Annotated in this window: 17 protein-coding genes and 1 tRNA gene; 4 read left to right on the top strand and 14 right to left on the bottom strand. The window is 66.3% G+C overall.

What is annotated here, in order from left to right:
• Positions 1-78: 78 nt before the first annotated feature.
• From rpsG to F6S87_RS02005, 5 genes are all read right to left on the bottom strand, one after another.
• Positions 79-549: a 30S ribosomal protein S7 gene (gene rpsG, locus F6S87_RS01985; protein ID WP_003813834.1), complete on the bottom strand. Its 471-nt coding sequence runs from the start codon at positions 547-549 to the stop codon at positions 79-81.
• 5 nt (positions 550-554) lie between these two features.
• Complete coding sequence (gene rpsL, locus F6S87_RS01990) at positions 555-926, bottom strand: 30S ribosomal protein S12 (protein WP_006294990.1); 372 nt, start codon at positions 924-926, stop codon at positions 555-557.
• Positions 927-1,342: 416 nt separating this feature from the next.
• Complete coding sequence (locus F6S87_RS01995) at positions 1,343-2,527, bottom strand: glycosyltransferase (protein ID WP_163226984.1); 1,185 nt, start codon at positions 2,525-2,527, stop codon at positions 1,343-1,345.
• A gap of 63 nt (positions 2,528-2,590) precedes the next feature.
• A complete protein-coding gene (locus F6S87_RS02000) occupies positions 2,591-3,685 on the bottom strand; it encodes a threonine aldolase family protein (RefSeq protein WP_163226985.1) in 1,095 nt (364 codons plus the stop codon).
• Positions 3,686-3,802: 117 nt separating this feature from the next.
• Positions 3,803-5,365: an MFS transporter gene (locus F6S87_RS02005; RefSeq protein ID WP_163226986.1), complete on the bottom strand. Its 1,563-nt coding sequence runs from the start codon at positions 5,363-5,365 to the stop codon at positions 3,803-3,805.
• Positions 5,366-6,060: 695 nt separating this feature from the next.
• Between F6S87_RS02005 and F6S87_RS02010 the strand changes: the two genes are divergently transcribed.
• Together F6S87_RS02010 and purT are read left to right on the top strand one after the other, a co-directional pair.
• A tRNA-His gene (locus F6S87_RS02010) sits at positions 6,061-6,133 on the top strand.
• Between the two features lie 171 nt (positions 6,134-6,304).
• Positions 6,305-7,573 carry a formate-dependent phosphoribosylglycinamide formyltransferase gene (gene purT / locus F6S87_RS02015; protein ID WP_163227543.1) on the top strand — a complete coding sequence of 423 codons (1,269 nt, stop codon included), beginning with the start codon at positions 6,305-6,307 and terminating at the stop codon, positions 7,571-7,573.
• 117 nt (positions 7,574-7,690) lie between these two features.
• On the opposite strand, the gene F6S87_RS02020 is transcribed toward purT, so the two are convergent.
• From F6S87_RS02020 to F6S87_RS08585, 4 genes are all read right to left on the bottom strand, one after another.
• Positions 7,691-11,473, bottom strand: coding sequence for a phosphoribosylformylglycinamidine synthase (locus F6S87_RS02020; RefSeq protein ID WP_163226987.1), 3,783 nt, complete (start codon positions 11,471-11,473; stop codon positions 7,691-7,693).
• Positions 11,474-11,592: 119 nt separating this feature from the next.
• Positions 11,593-12,342 carry a phosphoribosylaminoimidazolesuccinocarboxamide synthase gene (purC, locus tag F6S87_RS02025; protein WP_163226988.1) on the bottom strand — a complete coding sequence of 250 codons (750 nt, stop codon included), beginning with the start codon at positions 12,340-12,342 and terminating at the stop codon, positions 11,593-11,595.
• Between the two features lie 363 nt (positions 12,343-12,705).
• A complete protein-coding gene (locus F6S87_RS02030; protein WP_163226989.1) occupies positions 12,706-13,386 on the bottom strand; it encodes a PspA/IM30 family protein in 681 nt (226 codons plus the stop codon).
• Positions 13,387-13,532: 146 nt separating this feature from the next.
• Positions 13,533-14,765, bottom strand: a complete 1,233-nt coding sequence (locus F6S87_RS08585; RefSeq protein ID WP_196779066.1) for a hypothetical protein — start codon at positions 14,763-14,765, stop codon at positions 13,533-13,535.
• Between the two features lie 217 nt (positions 14,766-14,982).
• Here F6S87_RS08585 and codA point away from each other — a divergent pair, with 217 nt between their 5' ends.
• Positions 14,983-16,218, top strand: a complete 1,236-nt coding sequence (codA, locus tag F6S87_RS02040; protein WP_163226990.1) for a cytosine deaminase — start codon at positions 14,983-14,985, stop codon at positions 16,216-16,218.
• A gap of 275 nt (positions 16,219-16,493) precedes the next feature.
• Here the strand turns inward: codA and F6S87_RS02045 are convergent, their stop codons facing one another.
• The 3 genes from F6S87_RS02045 to F6S87_RS02055 are packed head-to-tail and all read right to left on the bottom strand — an operon-like array spanning position 16,494 to position 19,820.
• Positions 16,494-17,162: a DUF6320 domain-containing protein gene (locus F6S87_RS02045; protein WP_163226991.1), complete on the bottom strand. Its 669-nt coding sequence runs from the start codon at positions 17,160-17,162 to the stop codon at positions 16,494-16,496.
• Positions 17,149-18,486, bottom strand: coding sequence for an alcohol acetyltransferase (locus F6S87_RS02050; RefSeq protein ID WP_163226992.1), 1,338 nt, complete (start codon positions 18,484-18,486; stop codon positions 17,149-17,151). The genes F6S87_RS02045 and F6S87_RS02050 overlap by 14 nt, the downstream gene beginning before the upstream one ends.
• A complete protein-coding gene (locus F6S87_RS02055) occupies positions 18,483-19,820 on the bottom strand; it encodes an alpha/beta hydrolase (RefSeq protein ID WP_231129304.1) in 1,338 nt (445 codons plus the stop codon). The genes F6S87_RS02050 and F6S87_RS02055 overlap by 4 nt, the downstream gene beginning before the upstream one ends.
• A 107-nt stretch (positions 19,821-19,927) precedes the next feature.
• On the opposite strand from F6S87_RS02055, the gene F6S87_RS02060 reads away from it, so the two are divergent.
• Entirely contained in the window at positions 19,928-20,818 is an 891-nt protein-coding gene (locus F6S87_RS02060; protein WP_163227545.1) for a putative ABC transporter permease, read from the top strand.
• A 17-nt stretch (positions 20,819-20,835) separates the two neighbouring features.
• Here F6S87_RS02060 and F6S87_RS02065 read toward each other — a convergent pair whose 3' ends face one another.
• Positions 20,836-21,813 carry a Gfo/Idh/MocA family protein gene (locus F6S87_RS02065; RefSeq protein ID WP_163226993.1) on the bottom strand — a complete coding sequence of 326 codons (978 nt, stop codon included), beginning with the start codon at positions 21,811-21,813 and terminating at the stop codon, positions 20,836-20,838.
• Between the two features lie 71 nt (positions 21,814-21,884).
• On the bottom strand, positions 21,885-22,316 hold the full coding sequence (locus tag F6S87_RS02070; protein WP_163226994.1) for a hypothetical protein: 432 nt from the start codon (positions 22,314-22,316) through the stop codon (positions 21,885-21,887).
• Positions 22,317-22,338: the final 22 nt, after the last annotated feature.

The raw sequence follows: 22,338 nt of genomic DNA on the forward strand, positions 1-22,338 counted from the left end.
AGCGGCTATCTGGAACGATTCATCCAACCGATGACCGGCAACCACGGGAAGCCGGCCGGTATTCCCGGCAAGTGGCGACTACCAGCGGTAGTGAGCGAAGGCCTTGTTGGCCTCGGCCATCTTGTGGGTGTCTTCGCGGCGCTTGACGGAAGCACCGAGGCCGTTGGAGGCGTCGAGGATCTCGTTGGCGAGGCGCTCGGCCATCGTCTTCTCGCGACGGGCGCGGGAGAAGTCGGTCAGCCAGCGCAGCGACAGCGTGTTGGCGCGGGCCGGCTTGACCTCGACCGGCACCTGATAGGTCGCGCCGCCGACACGGCGGGAGCGGACCTCGAGCGACGGACGGATGTTGTCCAGGGCGCGCTTGAGCACGGCCACCGGCTCCTGGTCCGTCTTCTCCTTGACCATGTCAAGGGCCGAGTAGACGATGTCCTCGGCGATCGACTTCTTGCCGTCGAGCAGAATCTTGTTGATGAGCTGTGCCACAACGGTGGAACCGTAGATCGGATCCGGCAGCAGCTGGTGTTTCTTGGCAGGTCCCTTACGTGACATATCTCTTACTTCGCCTTCTTTGCTCCGTACAGGGAACGACCCTGCTTGCGGTCCTTAACGCCCTGGGTATCGAGTGCACCACGCACGATGTGGTAACGAACACCCGGCAGATCCTTCACACGGCCGCCGCGCACGAGCACGATGGAGTGCTCCTGCAGGTTGTGGCCCTCGCCCGGAATGTAGGCGGTGACTTCGACGCCGGAGCTCAGGCGCACACGGGCAACCTTACGAAGAGCCGAGTTCGGCTTCTTCGGGGTGGTCGTGTAGACACGGGTGCACACGCCGCGGCGCAGCGGGCTGCCCTTGAGAGCCAAAGTCTTGGACTTCTTCGGCTTTGCCTTGCGTCCCTTGCGGACGAGCTGTTCAATAGTAGGCAACTTGAATTCTCCGATTCAGTGGTTTCTGTTCTCCTTGGTGCGGTGCCGCGCTGCAGCCGCACTTTCCTTTCGGGAGCCGCCGCAGACTCCAGGTCTTGCGACGTCCACTTCCTCGGATGGATCGTTGACGATCCTTGCGAAAGAAAGCTAGCCACTGCCCACCGGCCCGATGGCCCGTCCGTCATCCCACCGCGGCATTGCTGTCCGTGGTCATGTCGACTTCCGGGATATCCCAGCGTCCGCTCCTGTCACATAAGGCGCGCCGCTGGCACACACAAGAGGGAATGATATCACGTCTCCCCCGACAATCACAACGCCGCGACTCGCCGGTCTTTTCCCTTGCGTTCATGGCGCAAACCCGGACCGGCAACCCGGATTTGCACCATGGGCGACAGCGGCATGATGCAATGAACAGGTCAGGCGGTCTCGTGGCCGGCGATGACGGCACGTTCCATCGCGACGAAGCGGCGCACCGAGCGGGCGACCGAGTAGTGTTCGGCGGCCACCTGCGCGTAGCGCGCGCCCCAGCGGGCCAGCTCGTCCGGATGGTCGATCCACCAGTCGATTCTCCTGGCCAGTTCCTCGACATCGTCGACGGCGAACGAGCTTTCCTCGCACAGCGAGAACTGGCCGGCCGCCGACTGCGGCGAGTCGGCGATGACCGGCACGAGGCCGCTGGCCATGCCCTCGAGCACCGAGACCGACTCGAGGTCGGCGATCGACGGGTGGACCATCAGGTCGGCGGAGCGCAGCAGCGCCGGCATGTCGGCGTTGCGGTGGAAGCCGATCGACGCCGGGCGCGTGAGCAGCCGGTCGGCGTGCTTCTTCAGCGTGTTCGCCAGCGGTCCCGTGCCGGCGATCGTCAGCTCGATGTCGTCGGCGTGCCGGCAGCGCGAGATCGCCTCGATAAGCAGGATGTGATTCTTTTCGCCGGTCAGCCGCCCCGAGGCGACGATCCTGAACGGCCGCGGCGACGGCGAGCCGGCCGGGCTCTGCCGCTTGGGCACGAACCTCGGCTCGTAGCCGTTCGAGATGACGGTGATCGGCGTCGTGTAGCCGTGCGAGCGCAACAGCGTGGCGCCGAGTTCGGTCGGCACGTGAATGTGGTCGACCTTGCGGTACAGCCAGTGATCGAACAGCCCGTAGATCAGCGGGTCCATGAACGGCAGGTAGCGCAGCGGGCCCGCCGAATACGTGATGTTCTCGGGCTGCAGGTGGTAGCCGGCCGTCACCGGCAGGCCCATGCGGCGCGCGGCCTTCGCGGCGTGGCGTCCGAAGCGGAACGGCAGGTAGACATGGACGACGTCGACGCCGTCGAACGCCTTCTCGAACAGCTTGCGGCTCGGCTCGGCGAACTGCATCTGCTGCTTGCGCGAGATCCAGCTGACGAACGGAATGTGGTTCTCGCGCGCCGGGAAATCCGCCGAGCCGATGCCGACGACGCGCGGATGGTGCCCCTGCCGTGTCAGTTCGGCGGCCCACTGCAGCGCCGAGTTCGACGTGCCGTTGCCGCGGTTGCCGCCCGTCTCGACGACGAGCGCTATCGTCAGCGGCCTGTCGCCGTCGGCTGTCCGGTTGTCCTGTTCCTCTTCGCTTCCCATGGGGCCCGATTGTAACGTCACGGGGGTAGAACAGCCGGCGGCGAACGCGGCAGGCGCCGGCGACTACAGCAGCTTGATCAGCTGGTCGACCTGCGCGTCGGTCGTCGCCCAGCTCGTGCAGATGCGCAGCATGACGTGGCCGGCGTCGACCTGCTCCATGAAGCCGAGCCTGACGTTCTTCTGCAGCGCGGTGGCCGTCGCGTTCGGCACGGTGATGAAGATCTGGTTCGTCGAGGAGATGAACGCGACGTTGTAGCCCTTCCTGACGAGCACCTCGCGGATGCGGTCGGCTTCCTCGTTGGCGTGGCGGCACAGGTTGAAGTAGAGGTCGTCGGTGAACAGCGTGTCGAACTGCAGGCCGAGCAGCCAGCCCTTGGCGAGCAGCGCGCCGTGGCGCTTGACGAGCGTCGTGAAGTGGGACGGCAGGTTGTGCTTCGTGAAGACGACGGCCTCGCCGATCATCGCGCCGCACTTCGTGCCGCCGATCGTGAAGACGTCGCAGATGCGGGCGATGTCGGCCATCGTCGCCATCGTTGTCGGTTCAGTCGGCTCGGCCGGATCGTCCGGGGTGTCCGGCGTCTCGGTTTCGTCGCAGTTGTCGTTCGAGACGGCCGTCAGCGCGTAGCCGAGCCGGGCGCCGTCGATGAACAGCGGCATGTGGTGGCTGTGCGCGACCTCGGCGATCGCGGCGAGTTCCTCGCGCGAGTAGACGGTGCCGTATTCGGTCGGCTGGGAAATGTAGACGGAGCCGGGCGCCACCATGTGCTCGTGGTTGGCGTCGGCGTAGAAGCGTTCGCAGAAATCGTCGAGGTCGGCGGCGCGGATCTTGCCGTAATGGGCCGGGATCGTGAGGACCTTGTGCCCGGTCGACTCGATGGCGCCGGCCTCGTGGACGGCGACATGGCCGCTGTCGGCGGCGACGACGCCGGCGTACGGCGGCGTGATCGCGTCGAGCACGACCTGGTTGGTCTGCGTGCCGCCGGTCAGGAAGACGACCTGGACGGACGGATCGTCGCAATACTTGCCAATTTTCGCGGCCGCGGCCTTGCAGTAGTCGTCGTCTCCGTAGCCGGGATTCTGTTCGTCGGCGGTTTCCTGCATCCGCTTGAGGATTTCCGGCGCCGCGGTCGACGAGTAGTCGTTTTCGAAAGACAGCATGACAACCCTTCCGTCAGGTTTCCAATGAATGTTCTGCTGTTCGATTATTCCATTGGCATGCGTGCACGATTCTTCCCGTCCACCGATGGCGTATCGCAAACGCGGGCCGCCGGAGCGTCACCGGGCAGCCGTGCCGCCGTTGTCGACCTTCGTCGCGAGCGGATGGTTCCTGACGAAGACCATCATGACCAGGCACGCGACCATCAGCGGCACGAAGACGCGGAAAATCGGGACGAGCGCCTGGCAGTAGCCGTCGGCGACAATGGCCTTGAGCGCCTTCGGGAACGTGTCGAACTCGTCCGGCGTCAGGTCGGCGAGCTTGATGTGGCTCGTCGACGGCAGCTTCGGCTCGACGATCGCGGCGAGGCGCGCCGTGAAGACCGAGCCGGTGATGGCGGTGCCGAGCGTGGAGCCGATCTGGCGGAAGAAATTGTTCGCGGCCGTCGCCGTGCCGACGATCGAGTGCGGGAACTCGTTCTGCACGACGAGCACGATGATCTGCGAGCCCAGGCCCAGGCCGAAGCCGAGGATGAAGAAGTACGTCAGCATGAGCCACAGTGCCGTGTGGCTGTTCAGCACGCCCATCAGGAAGAAGCCGACCGAGACGAACGCGCACATCGAGACGAGCATCCACTTGTAGCGGCCCGTCGCCGAGGCGAGGAAGCCGGTGGCCGTCGACGTGATCAGGGATCCCATGCAGATCGGCACCATCATCAGGCCGGCGATTTCCGGCGACTTGTCCTCTACGATCTGCAGGAACGTCGGCAGGTAGTTGATCGCGCCGTCGAAGCTCGCGTAGATCAGCATCGCGGCGACGGTCAGCAGCGTGAAGTTGCGGTTGCGGAACAGGCTCAATGGAATCACTGGCTCGACGGCGCGCCGCTCGACGAGCACGAACGCGACCGCGGCGACGACGGTCAGCACCAGCATGCCGATGACTTCCCACGAATCCCACGCGAACGTCGTGCCGCCCCAGCTCAGCGCGAGGACGAGCGCGACGGTGAACAATGTCGACGTGACGATGCCCCAGACGTCGACGGTGACGTGATGGTCGTCGTGGGAGTCCTTCGGCAGGAAGATGCCGGTGCCGACCATCGCGAGGACGGCGAGCGGGATGGTGAACCAGAAGATCATCCGCCAGCCGGTCACCTGGACGAACCAGCCGCCGAGCACCGGGCCGAGGACGTTCGAGACGGCGAAGACGGCGCCGATCGCGCCCATGTACTTGCCGCGGGCACGCGCCGAGACCACGTCCGCCAGGATGGCCTGCGACAGGATGATCAGGCCGCCGCCGCCCAGGCCGGAGATTGCGCGGCCGCAGATCAGGCCGGCCATGTTTGGCGTGATGCCGCAGATGCCCTTGCCCAGCGCGTACAGGCCCAGCGCGACGATGAGCAGCCGCTTGCGGCCGATCTTGTCGCCGAGGCGGCCGTAGAACGGCATCGTGATCGTCGACGTGAGGATGTACGTCGTCGAGACCCACTGCATGATCGTCACGCCGCCGAGGTCGCCGACGATTGTCGGCAGCGCCGTCGCGGCGATCGTCTCCGACAAGGAGCTGACGAACATGCCGAGCGCCAGGCCGATGAAGACGAGCGCCAGCCGCCATCCGTGCAGGCCTCCCTGGTCGGACTGGTTGCCGCTTTCCTTCGCATTCGTTACCGCAGTCGAACTTCCCATGCCTTCCACGGTAGGAAGCCGGCGGCTCCCCGCCGCCCCGGATTCGTCACCGGCTGAGTGCGTCGCGGACTGCAACAAAAAACAGGCGGCCCGCGGAGTGTCTAGGAAACTCCGCGGGCCGCCTCACCCTAAGAAGGACCGGTCTCGCCGCCTGTTCGACTGCCGCGCTTCCGAGCGCCTGTCGGCGGCGCATTGCCTGTCATCCGGTCCGTCATTCCAGCCTTGCCAATGGATTTTCATCGTCGCGAACCAAGGCCGGTTATTCAGTTATCATCCGAGAATCCTCGTTGCTCCCGCATCCACGCGGGTTATTCTCGCTCCTCGAACTGTCACCATTCCATCGTTTCGCGGGTGCCTCACCGCCGATCTGCCTGCCAGCGGGGCCTCTCTCGCGGTGCCTGCGTGCACCGCGGTTCTCATGCTCGAACGATTCCCGCTACCGGAACCGTTCCGTCCTCGGAACTGCTCTCCCGGCTCCCGCGCCGGGACGCCGCGCCACCCTGCGCGGCACTGATACCGTTGCTGTCCGGTCTGCACTCTTCAGTTATTTCTTTTATCAAGTACCTTTCAGTATAGTCGCTTTCCAGGCGCCACGCGAGGATTTCCAACGCTGCGACACGCCGTGATTTTTGCGCCACCGGCAAACCGTGTATAGTTTCCATCTGTTGCCCCGCTCAAGCAGCGGACGCCACATGGTGGATATAGCTCAGTCGGTAGAGCATCTGATTGTGGTTCAGAAGGTCGCGCGTTCGAACCGCGTTATCCACCCCGAACCGAAACCCTCCGCATCGCGGAGGGTTTTTCGTTTTCCGCCATATTCCGGCGAAACAAGGTCCCTCCGCCGCCGTCCGATGGCACAATGGGGGCATGGCGAAACTCGATCAGGCCGATCTGGCCGACATTGCAGACAACTCCCCCACTACTTCCGCCGCGTCCGGCATGGCCGCCCGTCGCGTCGGCACGCCGCTCGGCGCCCATCCGGTGCGCGTGCTGCTGCTCGGCTCCGGCGAGCTCGGCAAGGAAGTCGCGATCGCGCTGATGCGGCTCGGCGTCTGGGTCGGCGCGGCCGACTCGTATGCCGGCGCGCCGGCGGCGCAGGTGGCGCATGAATCGTTCGTCGTCGACATGGCGAACGCCGACGAGCTCAGGAAGCTCATTGCCGACGTCCATCCCGACATCATCGTGCCGGAAGTCGAGGCGATCGCGACGTCGGAGCTGACGGACGCCGCCCGTTCGGGCATCCAGGTCGTGCCGAGCGCCGAGGTCGCACAGACATGCATGGACCGCGAGAAGCTGCGCACGCTCGCCCACGACGAGCTCGGACTGCCGACGAGCGACTACCGCTTCGCCGGCACGCCCGGGGAACTCGAGGCCGGTGCCGAGGCCGTCGGCTATCCGTGCGTCGTCAAGCCGGTCATGTCGAGTTCCGGCCATGGCCAGTCGGTCGTGCGCGACGCTTCCGGCATCGAGGCGGCGTGGGAGGAGGCCCAGCACGGTCGTCGCGCGGCCGGCGAGGGCGGCGTGTCCCGCGTCGTCGTCGAGCAGCTCGTCGACCTCGACTACGAGCTGACGATGCTGACGGTCGCCTCGTCGGCCGGCATCGTCGTCTGCCAGCCGATCGGCCAGCGCCAGGAAAGCGGCGACTACCGCGAATCGTGGCAGCCGGCGGACGTTCCCGTGTCCGTCTACGAAGATGCCGAGCGCATCGCGAAGGCCGCCGTCGCCGGCCTCGTTGACCTGTCGGCCCGCGGCGCCGACGGCAAGCCGCTGCCGAACGAGACCGGCTGGGGCGTGTACGGCGTGGAACTGTTCGTATTGAAGGATGGCACGGTGCTGTTCAACGAGGTCTCGCCGCGGCCGCACGACACCGGCATGGTCACGATGATCTCGCAGCACCTGAGCGAATTCGACCTGCACGCCCGCGCCATCCTCGGCATTCCGGTCACCGACGCCCACGTGGCGCTGGCACTGCCGAAGTATGCCGGCGCGGCCAGCCACCCGATCGTCGTCGAGGGCGACGGCGAGGTGTCCTTCGGCAACCTCGACGTGGCGCTGCGCCAGCCGGGCACCGACCTGCGCGTCTTCGCGAAGCCGGAAGTCCACGGCCACCGCCGCATGGGCGTGGCGCTGGCCACCGGCAGCGACATCGAGGAGGCCCGCATCAAGGCCACGCAGCTCGTGCAGGCCCTGGCCATCCAGGTCGGCTGAGCCTCCGGGCGACCTGTTCCATCTCTTACGATGTCGCAAACCCGAGCTGCAAGCTCGGGTTTGCGACATCGAGTCAAGGGGGAAGGTTCCATGGAAGGGAGCCTGCCTCTTGCGGTCTCAGGCCGTGAAGTAGTTCACGCCGGATTCGAAGACGGGCTGGTACAGGTTGCCGGGGACGTTGCGGTAGAGGCCGTCGCCGGCGCGCTCGGAGTGGCCCATCTTGCCGAAGACGCGGCCGTCGGGGCTCGTGATGCCCTCGATCGCGAGCATCGAGCCGTTCGGGTTGACGTCGAGGTCCATCGACGGCACTCCATGGGCATCCGTGTACTGCGTGGCGACCTGACCGTGCTCGACAAGCGACGCCAGCACGCTCGCCGGCGCGACGAAGCGACCCTCGCCGTGCGAGATCGCGACGGTGTGCAGGTCGCCGACCTCGCAGCCGGACAGCCACGGCGACAGGTTCGACGCCACGCGCGTGGTGACGAGTCGGCTCTGGTGGCGGCCGATCGAGTTGAACGTCAGCGTCGGGCAGTCGGCGGTCATCGGCACGATGTCGCCGAACGGCACAAGGCCGAGCTTGACCAGCGCCTGGAAGCCGTTGCAGATACCGAGCATCAGGCCGTCGTGGTCGCCCAGCAGCGTGCGCACGGCGTCGGTGACTTCCGGCGCGCGGAAGAACGCCGTGATGAACTTCGCCGAGCCGTCGGGCTCGTCGCCGCCGGAGAAGCCGCCGGGGATCATGACGATCTGCGAGCGCCGGATCTCGTCGGCGAGCGCCGTCGTGGATTCGGCGACGGCGGATGGCGTCAGGTTGTTGACGACGAGCGTCGTGACGTCGGCGCCGGCCTTCTCGAACGCGGCGGCCGCGTCGAATTCGCAGTTGTTGCCAGGGAAGACGGGGATGACGACGTGCGGCCTGGCGACAGGCTGGCCGGCGTACACATGCTTCTGGCCACCGGTCCAGGACAGCTGGTCGACGGACGAATCGTCGCCCTCGAGCGACTCCTCCCCCGCGGAACGGTACGGGAAGACCGACTCGAGCCCGCGTTCCCATGTTTCCTGCAGCGCGGCGCCGTCGAGGACGGTGCCGGCGGCGGCGAACACGTAGTCGGCGGTCGTCTCGCCGATCTGGCCGGCCTCGACGAGGTTGGTGACGGCCGGCAGGTCGGCGTCGTCGGCGAGTTCGACGAGGAACGATCCGTACGCCGGTTCGAACAGGTCGTCGACGGCGATGCCGTCGTCGAGCCGCACGCCGATGGCGTTGCCGACCATCATGCGGAACAGCGCCTCGGCGGTGCCGAACATGCCGGGCGTGGCGACGGCGAGCGCGTCGCCGAAGTCGACGAGGTCCTCGACGACCGACATCGCCTCGAGGAACGCTTCGGGCACCGGGGTGAGGTTGTCGTCCTGCAGGCGCGGGGCGATGCGGACGACGCGGTGGCCGGCGGCCTTGAATTCCGGAGACGTGGCGCGGTGCATGTCGCCGACGGCGGTGGCGAACGAGACGAGCGTCGGCGGCACGTCGAGGTCCTCGAACGAGCCGGACATCGAGTCCTTGCCGCCGATGGCGCCGACGCCGAGCTGGACCTGGGCCATCAGCGCGCCGAGGACGGCGGCGGTCGGCTTGCCCCAGCGCTCCGGAACGTCGCGCAGCTTCTCGAAGTATTCCTGGAACGTCAGGTAGGCCTTCTCGTGTTCGAAGCCGGCGGCGACGAGCCTGGCGAGCGACTCGACGACGGCGAGGTACGCGCCGGTGAACTGGTTGGCCTTCATGATGGCGGGGTTGAAGCCCCAGGCCATCGCCGACGCGGTGGTCGTCTTGCCGCCGTCGACGGGCAGCTTGGCGACCATCGCCTCGGCGGGCGTGAGCTGGCGGCTGCCGCCGAACGGCATCAGGACGGTGCCGGCGCCGATCGTCGAGTCGAAGCGTTCGACGAGGCCCTTCTTCGAGGCGGCGTTGATGTTGGAGAGCATCGCCGTCATGCGGGCCTCGAGGCCGGGAGCGTCCTCGTCGGCGAGCCGGTACGATTCGTCCGTGTACGGCGCGACGTATGCGCGCTGTTCGACGACGTGGACGTCCTGGTGCTTCTCGGCGCCGTTGGACGCGAGGAACGCGCGGGAGAGGTCGACGATGACGTCGCCGTTCCAGCGCATGATCATCCGGGGTTCCTCGGTGACGGTGGCGATGATTTCGGCCTCGAGGTTCTCTTCCTTCGCGTACCCGAGGAATTCGTCGGCGTCGTCGGCGGCGACGTCGACGGCCATGCGTTCCTGCGATTCGGAGATCGCGAGCTCGGTGCCGTCGAGGCCCTCGTACTTCTTCGTCACCTTGTCGAGGTCGACGTCGAGGCCGTCGGCGATCTCGCCGACGGCGACGGAGACGCCGCCGGCGCCGAAGTCGTTGCAGCGCTTGATCAGGCGCGTCGCCTCGCCGCGGCGGAACAGGCGCTGGATCTTGCGCTCGACGGGCGCGTTGCCCTTCTGGACCTCGGCGCCGTCGAGTTCGAGCGAGTCGACGTTGTGGGCCTTCGACGAGCCGGTGGCGCCGCCGATGCCGTCGCGGCCGGTGCGGCCGCCGAGCAGGATGATGACGTCGCCGGGCGCCGGCGTCTCGCGGCGCACGTGGTCGGCCGGCGTGGCCGCGACGACGGCGCCGATTTCCATGCGCTTGGCCGCGTAGCCGGGATCGTAGATCTCGTCGACCTGTCCGGTCGCCAGTCCGATCTGGTTGCCGTACGAGCTGTAGCCGGCGGCGGCCGTCGTGACGAGCTTGCGCTGCGGCAGCTTGCCTTCCATCGTCTCGGCGACCGGCACGGTCGGGTCGCCGGCGCCGGTGACGCGCATGGCCTGGTAGACGTAGGCGCGGCCGGACAGCGGGTCGCGGATGCAGCCGCCGATGCAGGTGGCGGCGCCGCCGAACGGCTCGATTTCGGTCGGATGGTTGTGCGTCTCGTTCTTGAACAGGTACAGCCAGTCTTCCGGCTCGCCGTCGACGTCGACGGTCACCTTGACGGTGCAGGCGTTGATTTCGTCCGATTCGTCCAGGCCGGTCAGGACGCCGTTCTTCTTGAGCCATTTCGCGCCGATCGTGCCTATGTCCATCAGGCACACGGGCTTGTGCTCGCGGCCAAGCTCCTCGCGCATCTTCAGGTAGGTTTCAAAGGCGGCGGCCGTCTTCGGGTCGTCGATGGCGACGTGGTCGAGGCTGGTGCCGAACGTCGTGTGGCGGCAGTGATCGGACCAGTAGGTGTCGACGACCCTGATTTCGGTGATCGTCGGGTCGCGGCCTTCCTCGGCGAAGTAGTCGCGGCAGAACTTCAGGTCGGCGGTGTCCATCGCCAGTCCCCGTTCGTCGATGAAGGCCTGCAGGTCGTCGTCGGCCATGTCGCGGAAGCCGGTCAGGACTTCCACCGGCTGCGGCACCGGCACGGCGGCCGCCAGCGTCCGCGGCATTTCCATGGTGGCCTCGCGCGCCTCGACGGGGTTGATGACGTACTTCTTGATCGCGGCGACGTCGTCGGCGGTCAGGTCGCCTTCCAGCGCGTAGACCTTGGCCGAGCGGACCGCAGGCCGCTCGCCCTGCGAGATGAGCTGGATGCATTCGCTCGCCGAGTCGGCGCGCTGGTCGAACTGGCCGGGCAGGAACTCGACGGCGAACACATCGTCGTCGTCATCGAACGCCGGCAGGTCCGCCGTCGCGTTGTCGACCTGCGGCTCGCTGAACACGGTCGGCGTCACCCGGTCGAACAGCTCGCGCGAGATGCCCTCGACATCGTACCGGTTGACAATTCTCACGTTCGTCAGGCCCTCGATGCCGAGAATCGTGCGCAGTTCATGCGTCAGCTGCCGCGCCTCGACGTCGAATCCCGGCTTCTTTTCCACGTGGATGCGAAAAACCACTTGCCATTCCTTCTATATATGGCGTCCCCGATCCGATGCCCGCTGGCGGGGATCTGTCCCGGGACGAATCGTTTCCAAGATTGAAAGGGCCTGCGTTCGGCGGAACGCAGGCCGTGAGGTTAGCGCAGTTCGACGCCCTCTTCGTTGGCGAGGGCGGTCAGGCGGTCGAGGATTTCCTCGTAGGCCGGAATGATGTTGCCGAGGTCGCGGCGGAACAGGTCCTTGTCGAGATGCTCGATCTGTCCGGAACCGTCCTTCAGGTCCCACAGGCGGCAGGTGTCCGGCGTGATCTCGTCGGCGAGCAGGATCGTGCCGTCGCTTGTCTTGCCTTCCTCGATCTTGAAGTCGACGAGCTGGACGTCGATCTTCGAGAAGATGTCCTTGAGGGCGTCGTTGACGGCACGGGCCTGGCGGGAGATTTCGGCGAGTTCGTCCTCGCTGGCCAGGCCGAGCGCGACGATGCCGTCGTCGTTGATGAACGGGTCGCCGAGGTCGTCGTCCTTGACGCAGAATTCGAGGATCGGCTTCTTCAGCTCGGTGCCTTCCTCGACACCGTAGCGCTGCGCGAAGCTGCCGGCGGCCGTGTTGCGCATGATGATCTCGAGCGGATACATGTCCATCCTGCGCACGAGCTGTTCGGTGTCGGAGATGTGGTCGATGAAGTGGGAGTCGACGCCACGGGCCTTGAGCAGGTCGAAGATCACCGACGTAATGCGGTTGTTCAGCGACCCCTTGCCGTCGATCTGGGCCTTCTTCGCGCCGTTGCCGGCCGTGGCCTGGTTCATGTATTCGACCCAGAGGACGTCCGGATCGTCGGTGGCGTACAGTTTCTTGGCCTTGCCCTCGTAGAGCTTGTCCAGTTTCTCCATGTTCTGCCTTCCCGGCCATGTGCGGCTTGGCGAACCCCATGCCGGCCGTGGCCGTTCGAAGTTGGATCACCTAGGTGAGCTGACAGGCAAAACAGTAGCAACGTCGCCAAACAAGGGGGCTCGCAAGGGGTGCCCCCGAGTCACATTCCGGACAGCCCCGCGACGCTCTGCGAGACCGGCAGCGAAAAAACTCCCTCCCCGGAGGGAGTCGAAACCGCGCAGCGGTTTCGGTGGGAGTTCGCAACCGTGCCGGAACCGGCTGCTTGCCGAATCAGCGGCCAGTTCCAGCGGCCTTGCGAACTCCCACCGGCTCAGCTTCGCTTCGCCGACCCCCTCCAGGGAGGGAGTGTGATATGAACGGAACTACTCGAGGCCCATCTCGGCCTTCATGCGGGCGAGCTCGTCGTCGACGGACGGGCTGTCGGCGCCCTTGAGGTACTTGTCGGCCAGCTCGGACGTCGAGTTGACGCCGGCGTTGAGGTCGGCCTTGGCCTGGGCGGCGTCGAGCATGCGGTCGGCCTTGGCCTCCATGCGGTCGAACGCCTCCATCGACGAGCGGGCGCGGTCGCCGCCGGACGTGATGTCGTTGACGTGCTCCTGCGCCTTCGCGGCGGCGACCTTCGCCTTGATTGCCGACTTGCGGGCCTCGAGCGACGAGATGTCGGAGACGAGCTTGTCGTGCAGCTCGCGCATCTTCGTCGCGTTCGCGTCGGCGAGCTGCCATGCGTTGGCCAGGCTCGTGCGCGTCTCCTCGTACTGCTGCTTCTTCGAGAGCAGTTCGCGGGCGTCGGCCTCGTTGCCCTGCTGCAGGGCGGCGCGGGCGGCCTTGTCGTAGCGCGCGATCGTCTCGTCGCACTGGTCGAGCTGGCGCTTGGCGTTGGCCGCGTCGGCCATGACGCCGGCCGTCTCGTTCTTGACGTCGGCCAGGTCGCGCCGCAGGTCGAGCAGCATCTGGTCGACCATCTTCGACGGGTCCTCGCACTTGTCGAGCAGCGCGTTGATATTGCTGCGCATGATGTCGTTGAACCGCTGGAGGATTCCCATGATCCCCGCCTTTCTGTCCGGAGCGGTTGATGGCTCCGCGTGACTGTTGGTTGTTGGTGTCCTGATTGACTTATTGGTACGGCATTCTTCCCGAAGATGCTGTCAGTTCGCTGGAACTGTCCGGCTCCCGGGCAGCCAGCCGACGGCTACCGGGGACTGCTGATCGTCGGTCCGGACGGCTTGTCGCCGGACGAATCGTTCCCCTCGTACTTATTGAGCGTGGGATCGGAGTACGTCAGCGGCGTGTTCAGGATGCGTTCGGTCTCCTCGTTGCGTTCGCGGTCGCGTTTGAACTTGAGCCTGAGCAGCACGATCACCCCGACGATGACGGCGATGACGACGATGCCGATCGCGACCCACTTGAGCACGTCGGCCGCCGTCGTCGTCTTCGTCATGATCCGGGAGGCCGTCGAGTCGAACGTCTTGACAATGACCTGCTGCGTCGACATGCTCGTCGCCCAGTACTCGTCGAGGTAGGCGAAGAAGATCTGGCGCGCCTCCGAGTCCATGATCGTCGACGCCGACGAGCCCGAATACAGGTAGTTGTAGCCGTAGTCGGTGTCGGCGTTCTTGCCGGCGAAGTAGAAGTAGACCGTCGTCGTCTCGTTGGAGATGTGCTGGTCGTACCACTGTTCGGCGTACGACTGCATGGCGCTGTTGCTCGTCAGCGAGCTGCTGTACTTGAGCAGCACGACGTACGGCTGGATGCCGGTCTCGTTGTAGAACGTCTTGAGCTGGCTTTCCATCTGCGAGACGTCGTCGATCCATCCGAGCTGGTCCTCGACGCAGTCGTTCGTCCACGTCGTGCCGGTCAGCTTCGTGCGGTTGACGGTGCTCGATGGGATGTCCGACGCCGTGTTCGACGACGATGACAATCCTCGCGAACCGCAGAACGCGAAGCCGAGGATGATGACGAGGAACACGGCGACGAGGCCGACGAACAGGCCGGCATGACTGCGGTGCGGCGGCCGGCCTCCCGGCTGCCCGTTCGGGTTGCCACCGTCGGGCGCGCCGCCGTCCGGATACCCGCCGGTGCGCACCGGCGGCGTGACGATGATCGGCGCGACGAACGGCACGTGCCGGCGCGGCGGCCGGCGCGGAGGCGGCGCCGGCCGGCCCATGCCCGGCCCGAACATGCCCGGGCCGCCGAAACCGGGGCCTCCCCCGAAGCCGCCGCTGGGACGTCCGCCGCCCGAGCCGCCACCGGGACAACCGCCGCCGAATCCTCCTCCGCCGAAGATGCCGCCGCCGGAACCGCCGCCCGGCCGGCCGCCTCCGCCAAAGCCGCCGGACGATCCGCCGGGCCGGCCCGAACCGCCGAACGAATGGCCGGAACCCGAACGGCCCCCGCCGCCCCCAGTCGATGATGGCCTGCCCATGCCCAGTCCTTTCCGCGTCGTGTCAGGAATCAATTGTAGGAAATCCTACCGTGGCGCACTCCCCCTTACGCCCTCCGTCTTAAACCGCCCTCCCGAACCGTCATCGCTGTTCCTTCCGGCTTGCGCGCCCGTCTTTCCGAATGGTTCCTCCCGGAAAGCCGGAGAAAGGGGGCTGAGGCCAGCGTTTGCAAGGGCGGTCGGCACTATCATGGATGGCATGATCATTCGCAATGTACATGTGGAAAATTCCCCGGAGCTGCTCGATGTCGAAGTCGACGGGGACGTGTTCGGACGGATCGGCGCGGGAATCGTGCCGAAGGACGGCGAGGAAGTCGTCGACGGCCGCGGCGGCCTGCTGCTGCCGCCGTTCGTCGACCCGCACGTCCACCTCGACGCGACGCTGACGGCCGGCGAGCCGGAGTGGAACGAGTCCGGCACGCTATTCGACGGCATCCGGATCTGGAGCGAACGCAAGCAAAGCCTGACGAAGCAGGACGTCCACGACCGCGCCGTCGCGACGCTGAAGAACATGGCCGCCCACGGCATCCAGTGCGTCCGCACGCATGTCGACGTCACCGACCCGACGCTGACGGCGTTGCACGCGATGCTGGAAGTCCGCGAGGAAGTCGAGCCGTACGTCGACCTGCAGGTCGTTGCGTTCCCGCAGGAAGGCATCCTGTCCTATCCGAACGGCAAGGACCTGATGCGCGCGGCCGTCGCCGAGGGCGCCGACGTCGTCGGCGGCATTCCGCACTTCGAGTTCACGAGCGACTACGGGCGCGAATCGCTGCAATTCCTGATGGACCTCGCCGTCGAGAACGACCGGCTCGTCGACGTCCACTGCGACGAGATCGACGATCCGGCGTCCCGCAACCTCGAGGTCCTCGCAACGCTCGCGCTGGAAAGCGGCCTCAAGGACCGCGTCACGGCAAGCCACACCACCGCGTTCGGCTCGTACAACGACGCCTACGCCTACAAGCTGATGCGCCTGCTGAAGATGGCCGACATCAACTTCGTCTCGAACCCGCTCGTCAACATGCATCTCGGCGGCCGCTTCGACACCTATCCGAAGCGCCGCGGACTGACGCGCGTCAAGGAGCTGAACGAGAACGGCGTCAACGTCGCGTTCGGCGAGGACGACATCCGCGACCCGTGGAGCCCGCTCGGCACCTGCAACATGGTCGACGTCGTCAGGATGGGCGTCTACGCCGCGCAGCTCATGGGCTACTCGCAGCTCATGGACTCGTACAGGTTCGTGACGACGAACGGCGCGCGCACGATGCACCTTGGCGACGCCTACGGCATCGAGACCGGACGCCCGGCGAACTGCATCATCCTGAACGCCCCGAACTTCTACGAGGTGCTCAACACGAACGCCGACCTGCTCTACAGCATCCGCCGCGGCCAGGTCCTGGCCAAGGGCGAGCCGGCCACCGTCGACCTGGACTGGTGACGGCGGCGCTCGCCGAATATCCCCGCCAACGGCACTTTCTGTCCAGTTCCCGTGCCGAACTGGAAAGAAAGTGCCGTTTCGTCGACCAACCACGGCACCCTTCTTCCAGCTGGTTTCCGGTACTGGAAAGAAGGTGCCGCTTTACCGACTGGTGACGGCACCCTTCTTCCAGTTTCGGTGCCAAGCTGGAAGGAAGGTGCTGGTTTACCGGCTCATGACGGCATCTCTCTTCCAGCTGGTTTCCGGTACTGGAAGGAAGGTGCCGACTGCATGGATCACGCGCCGAACTGCTTGCCGAATTCGCGGCGGACCTGACGGTGGGCGAAGACGGCGAGCGCGAACGCGAACAGCACGCCGACGAGCGCGCTGACCATGACAAGCAGCCGCCACGGCGCCCAGCCGAGTGGCAGGAACACGAGCGGCAACAGCGCGAAGACGATGTTGAACACGAAGTACTTGAAGAACCGGTCGAGTGCCTCGGTGCCGAGCACCATCATCAGGATGGCGCCCGTGCCGATCGCCGCCATCGTCGTGATCGGAATGACGAACATCGTGACGATCCGGCTGCCGAGGACGGCGAACCAGATCAGCGCCGCGAGCTCGACGACGTAGAACGCGCGCAGCAGCAGCCGCAGCGGGCCGACGGCCTGGCGGATGGCGTTGACGGCGTACAGTCCCGTCACCGCCACGCTCAGGCAGCAGGCGAGCACGATCCGCCACGGCCAGTCGAACAGGACCATGAAGAACACGCCGAGGATGACCAGCAGTCCCGCGGCGAACGTCACGATCTGGGCGGCCAGCCGCCGCGACTGCAGGAACACGCGCTGTGACGGCAGCGGCGACGGCACGACGTCGTCCGGACCGCCGTCCAGCGTTCCCTGGCACAGCGGACAGCGCCGCAGGTTTCCGGTCAGCTCCACGCCGCACGCCTCACATTTCAGCATTGTTCCGCTCCTCCACCAGCGCGCCGGCCGCGTTCACGACGCCGGTCACGCCCTGCGCGGCCAGCAGCCGCACCAGGTTCTTCGTCACGTCCAGCTCCCGATAGATCGAGGAAACGCCGATCGACAGGTCGTCTTCGAACGAGCAGACGGTGAAGTTCAGTCCGGCCGGCGTCGTCAGCATCGAGACGGTGCGGACGTGTTCGGCAATGCGCGGATCGAAGACGATCCTGCCGACGTTCGAGACGGTCGTCGTCGTCTGCCGTTCCGTCATTTTCTGCGCGAGGTCGAGCACGACGTCCTTCGCGGCCGACGGCGCCACCCTGAGCACGGCGTTCTTCTCGAGCCTGACCATCGTGTTCATGTAGCCGGCGATGCGTTCGCGGCTTGTCGCCGTTGTCAGCTGCTCCTGGACTTCGCGGGCGATGTCGGCGACGGGGGCGCAACCGGCGGACGAATCGTCATCGTCCTGCGAAGACGGACGGCGGGCGGCGACGATTCCCGCGTCTCCGGTGCCGTCCCCGTCCTGCGGCACATAGGCGACGTAGGTCATGCCGTAGAAATTCCGCACCGTGTCCGAACCGTAGAAACCGCGCAGGTCGACGGGAATGTCGACGCGGATCGCCTTCCTGCCGACGGCGCGCAACGGCATGCACTGGCGGATGGCGACGATGATCAGCGCGATCAGGTATGACGTCAGCGAGACGCCGCAGGCGTGGGCGAGCTCCAGCACGGCCGACGCGCTCACGTGCAGCTCGAGGAACGTCGGCGCCGACCGGTCCTGGAAGCCCGGAATCCGGAAGATCTTCGTCGTCGGCGTGGCGGCGGCCTTGTCCTTCTCGTAGAACTTGTCAAAGCTGTTCTCGGCCTTGTCGCTGTCCGAGCCGGCATAATCCGACGGTACGCCGGTCACGTGGTAGCGCAGGCTCACGTAGCGCTGCACGATCGCCTTGAACAGGTTGATCGCGCCGCGACCGTCGGACACCATGTGCGAGACCTCGAGGTTGATGCGCTCGCGATGGTAGGTCACGCGGAACAGCGTGCTCGCCGGCCCGTGGTGCAGCCGCGAGCAGATCGGCAGGGTTTCCGGCGCGACGAGCAGCTTCGCCTCCGACTGCACGAGATAGTGCCAGAACAGGCCGTTGCGCAAGTTCACGTTGAAGCTCGGAAACTGTTCGATCGCGGCGTCGAGCGCCTGCTGCAGCAGGACCGGGTCGACGGGATCAGCGACGCCGGCGGAGAACCGGAACACCGTCTGCAGCGAGCGGCCGGCCTGCGCCGAATAGAACTTGCCGACGTTGTCGAGCGCGTACCAGGACTGTGTCACCGCCGCACGTCCTTTCCCCGCGACATGTGCGCGCCGTCCGTCGCGGACGAATCGTCCAGCTCGATCCGGATGGCGCCGGACGATTCGTCCGGTCCGGACGGCTCGCCGGCGGCGTCGGCGTCGCCGAGCGGCTCGCCGTCGAGGAAATGCCGGATGACGGCGTATGTGTCGGTGACGAGGTGCGTGGCGCGCGGGTACAGGAAGTAGCCGTGGACGCCGTTGCGGATGCGGTAGCACTCGACGTCGTTGCCGGCCTGCGCGAGCTCGCGCGCGTAGGTCTCGCCCTCGTCGCGCAGCGGACAGTATTCGGCCGTCATCATCAAGGTGCGCGGCTGGCGGGTCAGGTCGGTCGAGTTGAGCGGCGCGAAGTACGGGTCCATGAAGTCGGCCGGGCTCGACCGGTACATGTTGACATAGTCGGCCATGTCCTTCGCCGTGAGCATGTAGTCCTTGCCGTTCGTGCGCACCGAGTCGAAGAGCGTCGTGTCCGGATCGTAGTCGTTGTTCAGGCACGGATAGAGCATCATCTGCGTGCGGATGGCGAACTCGCCGCGGTCGCGGGCCATCAGCGAGACGGCAGCCGTCAGGTTGCCGCCGGCGCTGTCGCCGAAGACGACGAGCCGCTCCGGCACGACGAACTGTTCCACGCCATGCACTGGCGGCAGCCGCAGCTCGCCGGTCGCCAGCTGGCGGGCGGCCTCGTAGCAGTCCTCCGGCGCCTGCGGGAACCGGTAGTCGGGCGCGCGGCGGTAGTCGACCGAGACGACGCGGCGATTGGTCTGCAGGGCGAGGTTGGCGCACGCGTCGGTATACAGCTCCGGACTGCCGGTCGCCCAGCCTCCGCCATGGATGAAGAGCACGGTGCCGTTCAGGTGCGTCGGCATCAGCGCCGGGTCGGTCAGGTCGGGCGTCGCCGTCGTGGCCGTCGCCGGCGCGTCCGGATAGCGGCCGCCGAACTGCATTTCTGGCCGGATGCGGCACGTGCGCGCGGCCGCCTGCCGGCGCTGGTCGTCGCCGAGCCGGATCTCGTTGCGGATTTCCTCGCCTTCCAGCTCGCGCAGCACCTCGGCGATCGACTCCTCCTGGCGGTGCTGCAAGGCGGCCTCGGCGGCGTGGCGCGTCTCGGTGACGGCCTGCAGCGGCGTGAAGACGCGCAGCGGCAGCCGGTAGTCGTCGGACATCGACAGGTGGATGTCCTGGACGGCGCATTTGCCGCGCAGGCCGCCCTCGAGCCGGGCGCCCACGCCCTCGACGACGCGCTGCAGTCGGTACGCATGCGAGGCGTCCGGCGTCAGGTGCGTGATCGCCGAATAGATGGCCTTCGGAATCGGCATGGGCACCGTCCTTTCGCGAGAATCGTTCCCTCCATTGCCACCCAGCCTAGTCGCCGACACTCGCTACCGGCGAACCGGAGCGGCCGATGTCAACCGCCTCCGGTTCGATGGAGCCCATGCCGCACCTCCTCATCGCCATCGAACGCGTCTTCTGCTGGTTCCTGCTGTACAGCTTCGTCGGCTGGCTGTGGGAAACCGGCCTCAACATCGTCATGAAGAAGCGGTTCGTCGACCGCGGCATGCTCAACGGGCCTCTGTGTCCGATCTACGGCTTCGGCGCGATGATCGTGCTGTTCGCGCTCGCCGGCGAACACCAGCCGCTTGTCATCTTCCTGTCGAGCGGCGTGCTCGCCTGCACGCTCGAATATGTCACGTCGTGGGGCATCGAGAAGCTGTTCCACGTGCGGTTCTGGGACTATTCGAACAAGCCGTTCAACATCAACGGCCGCGTGTACCTGAACGGCTTCGTCGCGTTCGGTCTCGGCGCCACCGCCGTCAAGCTGTGGGTGCAGCCGTGGGTGCTCGGCTGGCTCGACCGTATTCCCGCCGTGCCGCTCGCTGTCGTCAGTGGCATCCTGCTCGCGATGCTGCTTGCCGACGCCGCCGTCACGCTCGCCGGCCTGATCAGCCTGCGTTCGCGGCTCGGCCATGTCGAGACCGACATCAAGGACTGGAAGCAGGAAAAGATCGCCGAGATCGATCCGGTCATCACGCGCGCCGACGAGCACCTTGCTTCCGCCAGGACGAGCGCCGACGAGAAGCTCGCCGCCGCGGAGTCGCGTGCCGACGGCCATGCCGCCGCCGTCAAGGCCGACGTCGCCCGTCGTCTCGACAGCACGCGCACCGGACGGCACGCCGAAGAGCTCGCCGCGAAGGTGCGCCACGAGTTCAGCTACCAGCAGCGCCGGCTTATCGAGAACTATCCGACACTGGAAGACCTGTCCCGTCCGAAGCTCGTCGCCGAGGTGCGGCGGCTGCTGAAGAAGGACAAGAAGTAGCAGAGGCAGAAGGCCGATTACATTCCCGCGCGTTCGCGCAACGCGTCCATCACGTCCAGCACGGCCAGTGTCATTGCGTGGGGCTGCTCCACGCATTCCAGAGCCCCGGCCGCCAACGCCCTGCGGCAGGCCTCGAATTCGTATTCGTAGCCGGAAATCATCGGCGGGATCGGCACGCGCTCGAGCACCGTGCCGTCGAGGTCCTCCAGCACGATGCCGGTGACCAGCGACGTTCCCTCCACCTTGACGGTCCCCTTCGTGCCGTAGTAGTTGGCGAACTTGACGAACGGCCGCGGCTGCTCGACATTGTGGAAGACGGAGCAGGACGGGCCGCCGGGAAACTTCAGCTCGATCCAGTCGCGCACGTCCACGCCGCTCTCGATCTTGTCGCACCGGATGCTTTCGATGACCGGCGCCGGCGACGTGCCGAAATGCGCCATCAGCGCGTCGCCGATGGTGTACACGCCGAATTCCAGCAGCGCGCCGCCGCCCTCGGCCTTGTTGACGATCCGGTCGTGGGCGTCGACGAACACGTTGTTCGCCATCGTCGTTTCGGCCCGTCGGATGTCGCCGGCCTTTCCCGATTTCAGCAGGTCGTCGACGAGAAAACGCGCCGGCGCGTAGTTCGTCCAGTCGGCTTCCGTCGTGAACACGCCGTGTTCGTCCGCCAGCCGGAACACGTCGCGCGCCTCGGCTGCCGTCATGCAGTACGGCTTCTCGACAATGGTCGCCTTGCCGTGCTCGATCGCCTTCGTCGCGACCGTGCCGTGCAGCGAGTTGATGACGGCGACGTAGACGAGATCGACGGCGGGATCGTCGAAGAACGCTTCCTCGTCCGTGTAGACGTTCCGGAAGCCGAACTTGTCGGCGAATTGCCGGGCCTTCCCTTCCGACCTGCCATACACGGCGTACAGTTCGTAGCCGTCGCCCATCTTCGCCAGCGTCGCCGCCACGCGTCCGGCGATGAATCCGTCGCCATAGAATCCAATGCGCATGCTTCACCTCGATTTCCCCGTCATGATACCGCCGCCGCGACAGAGTTCCCGAACCGGACGGGAAACGGCGGTCAGAAATCAAGCGCGAGGATGGCGGACAGCGGGATGCGGCTGTCGTCATCCATGACGAGAACGCGTTCGGCGGCGTCGAAACGGCGGACGATGCCCTCGGTCAGCACATAGTCGCCGCCGCCGGCGCCGCGGGAACCGTCGGCCTGGAAATGCGTGATCGTCACCCATGGACGGTGCTCGAGCTGGCCGAGCAGTTCGACGAGGCGGCCGTTGAGGGAATCCTCGTCGTCGGGTCCGGGCTGCAGCCGGCCGCGTTCCTGCCGCTGCACGCTGCTGGTCTGCCGGTCGATGACGTCGTCGAAGCCGCGCAGCGCCGCGAACGGCATGAACTGGGCGGCGCGGTTGTGCACCGTCATGTGCGGCCGCGTGCGCGACCGGTGGTGCGGCAGGTCGATGATGTCGCCGTAGCGTTCCGTCGATTCGTCCAGCATGATGTCACTCCCCTTTTCGCCG

It is taken from the genome of Bifidobacterium choloepi, assembly GCF_010667615.1.
GTDB classification, from domain to species: domain Bacteria; phylum Actinomycetota; class Actinomycetes; order Actinomycetales; family Bifidobacteriaceae; genus Bifidobacterium; species Bifidobacterium choloepi.

Bases quoted from the DNA above. Each gene is read 5' to 3' on its own strand.
- rpsG (WP_003813834.1), bottom strand. From the start codon at position 549: ATGTCACGTAAGGGACCTGCCAAGAAACACCAGCTGCTGCCGGATCCG.
- F6S87_RS01995 (WP_163226984.1), bottom strand. From the start codon at position 2,527: ATGGGAAGCGAAGAGGAACAGGACAACCGGACAGCCGACGGCGACAGG.
- F6S87_RS02000 (WP_163226985.1), bottom strand. From the start codon at position 3,685: ATGCTGTCTTTCGAAAACGACTACTCGTCGACCGCGGCGCCGGAAATC.
- F6S87_RS02005 (WP_163226986.1), bottom strand. From the start codon at position 5,365: ATGGGAAGTTCGACTGCGGTAACGAATGCGAAGGAAAGCGGCAACCAG.
- purT (WP_163227543.1), top strand. From the start codon at position 6,305: ATGGCCGCCCGTCGCGTCGGCACGCCGCTCGGCGCCCATCCGGTGCGC.
- purC (WP_163226988.1), bottom strand. From the start codon at position 12,342: ATGGAGAAACTGGACAAGCTCTACGAGGGCAAGGCCAAGAAACTGTAC.
- F6S87_RS02030 (WP_163226989.1), bottom strand. From the start codon at position 13,386: ATGGGAATCCTCCAGCGGTTCAACGACATCATGCGCAGCAATATCAAC.
- F6S87_RS08585 (WP_196779066.1), bottom strand. From the start codon at position 14,765: ATGGGCAGGCCATCATCGACTGGGGGCGGCGGGGGCCGTTCGGGTTCC.
- codA (WP_163226990.1), top strand. From the start codon at position 14,983: ATGATCATTCGCAATGTACATGTGGAAAATTCCCCGGAGCTGCTCGAT.
- F6S87_RS02045 (WP_163226991.1), bottom strand. From the start codon at position 17,162: ATGCTGAAATGTGAGGCGTGCGGCGTGGAGCTGACCGGAAACCTGCGG.
- F6S87_RS02055 (WP_231129304.1), bottom strand. From the start codon at position 19,820: ATGCCGATTCCGAAGGCCATCTATTCGGCGATCACGCACCTGACGCCG.
- F6S87_RS02060 (WP_163227545.1), top strand. From the start codon at position 19,928: ATGGAGCCCATGCCGCACCTCCTCATCGCCATCGAACGCGTCTTCTGC.
- F6S87_RS02065 (WP_163226993.1), bottom strand. From the start codon at position 21,813: ATGCGCATTGGATTCTATGGCGACGGATTCATCGCCGGACGCGTGGCG.
- F6S87_RS02070 (WP_163226994.1), bottom strand. From the start codon at position 22,316: ATGCTGGACGAATCGACGGAACGCTACGGCGACATCATCGACCTGCCG.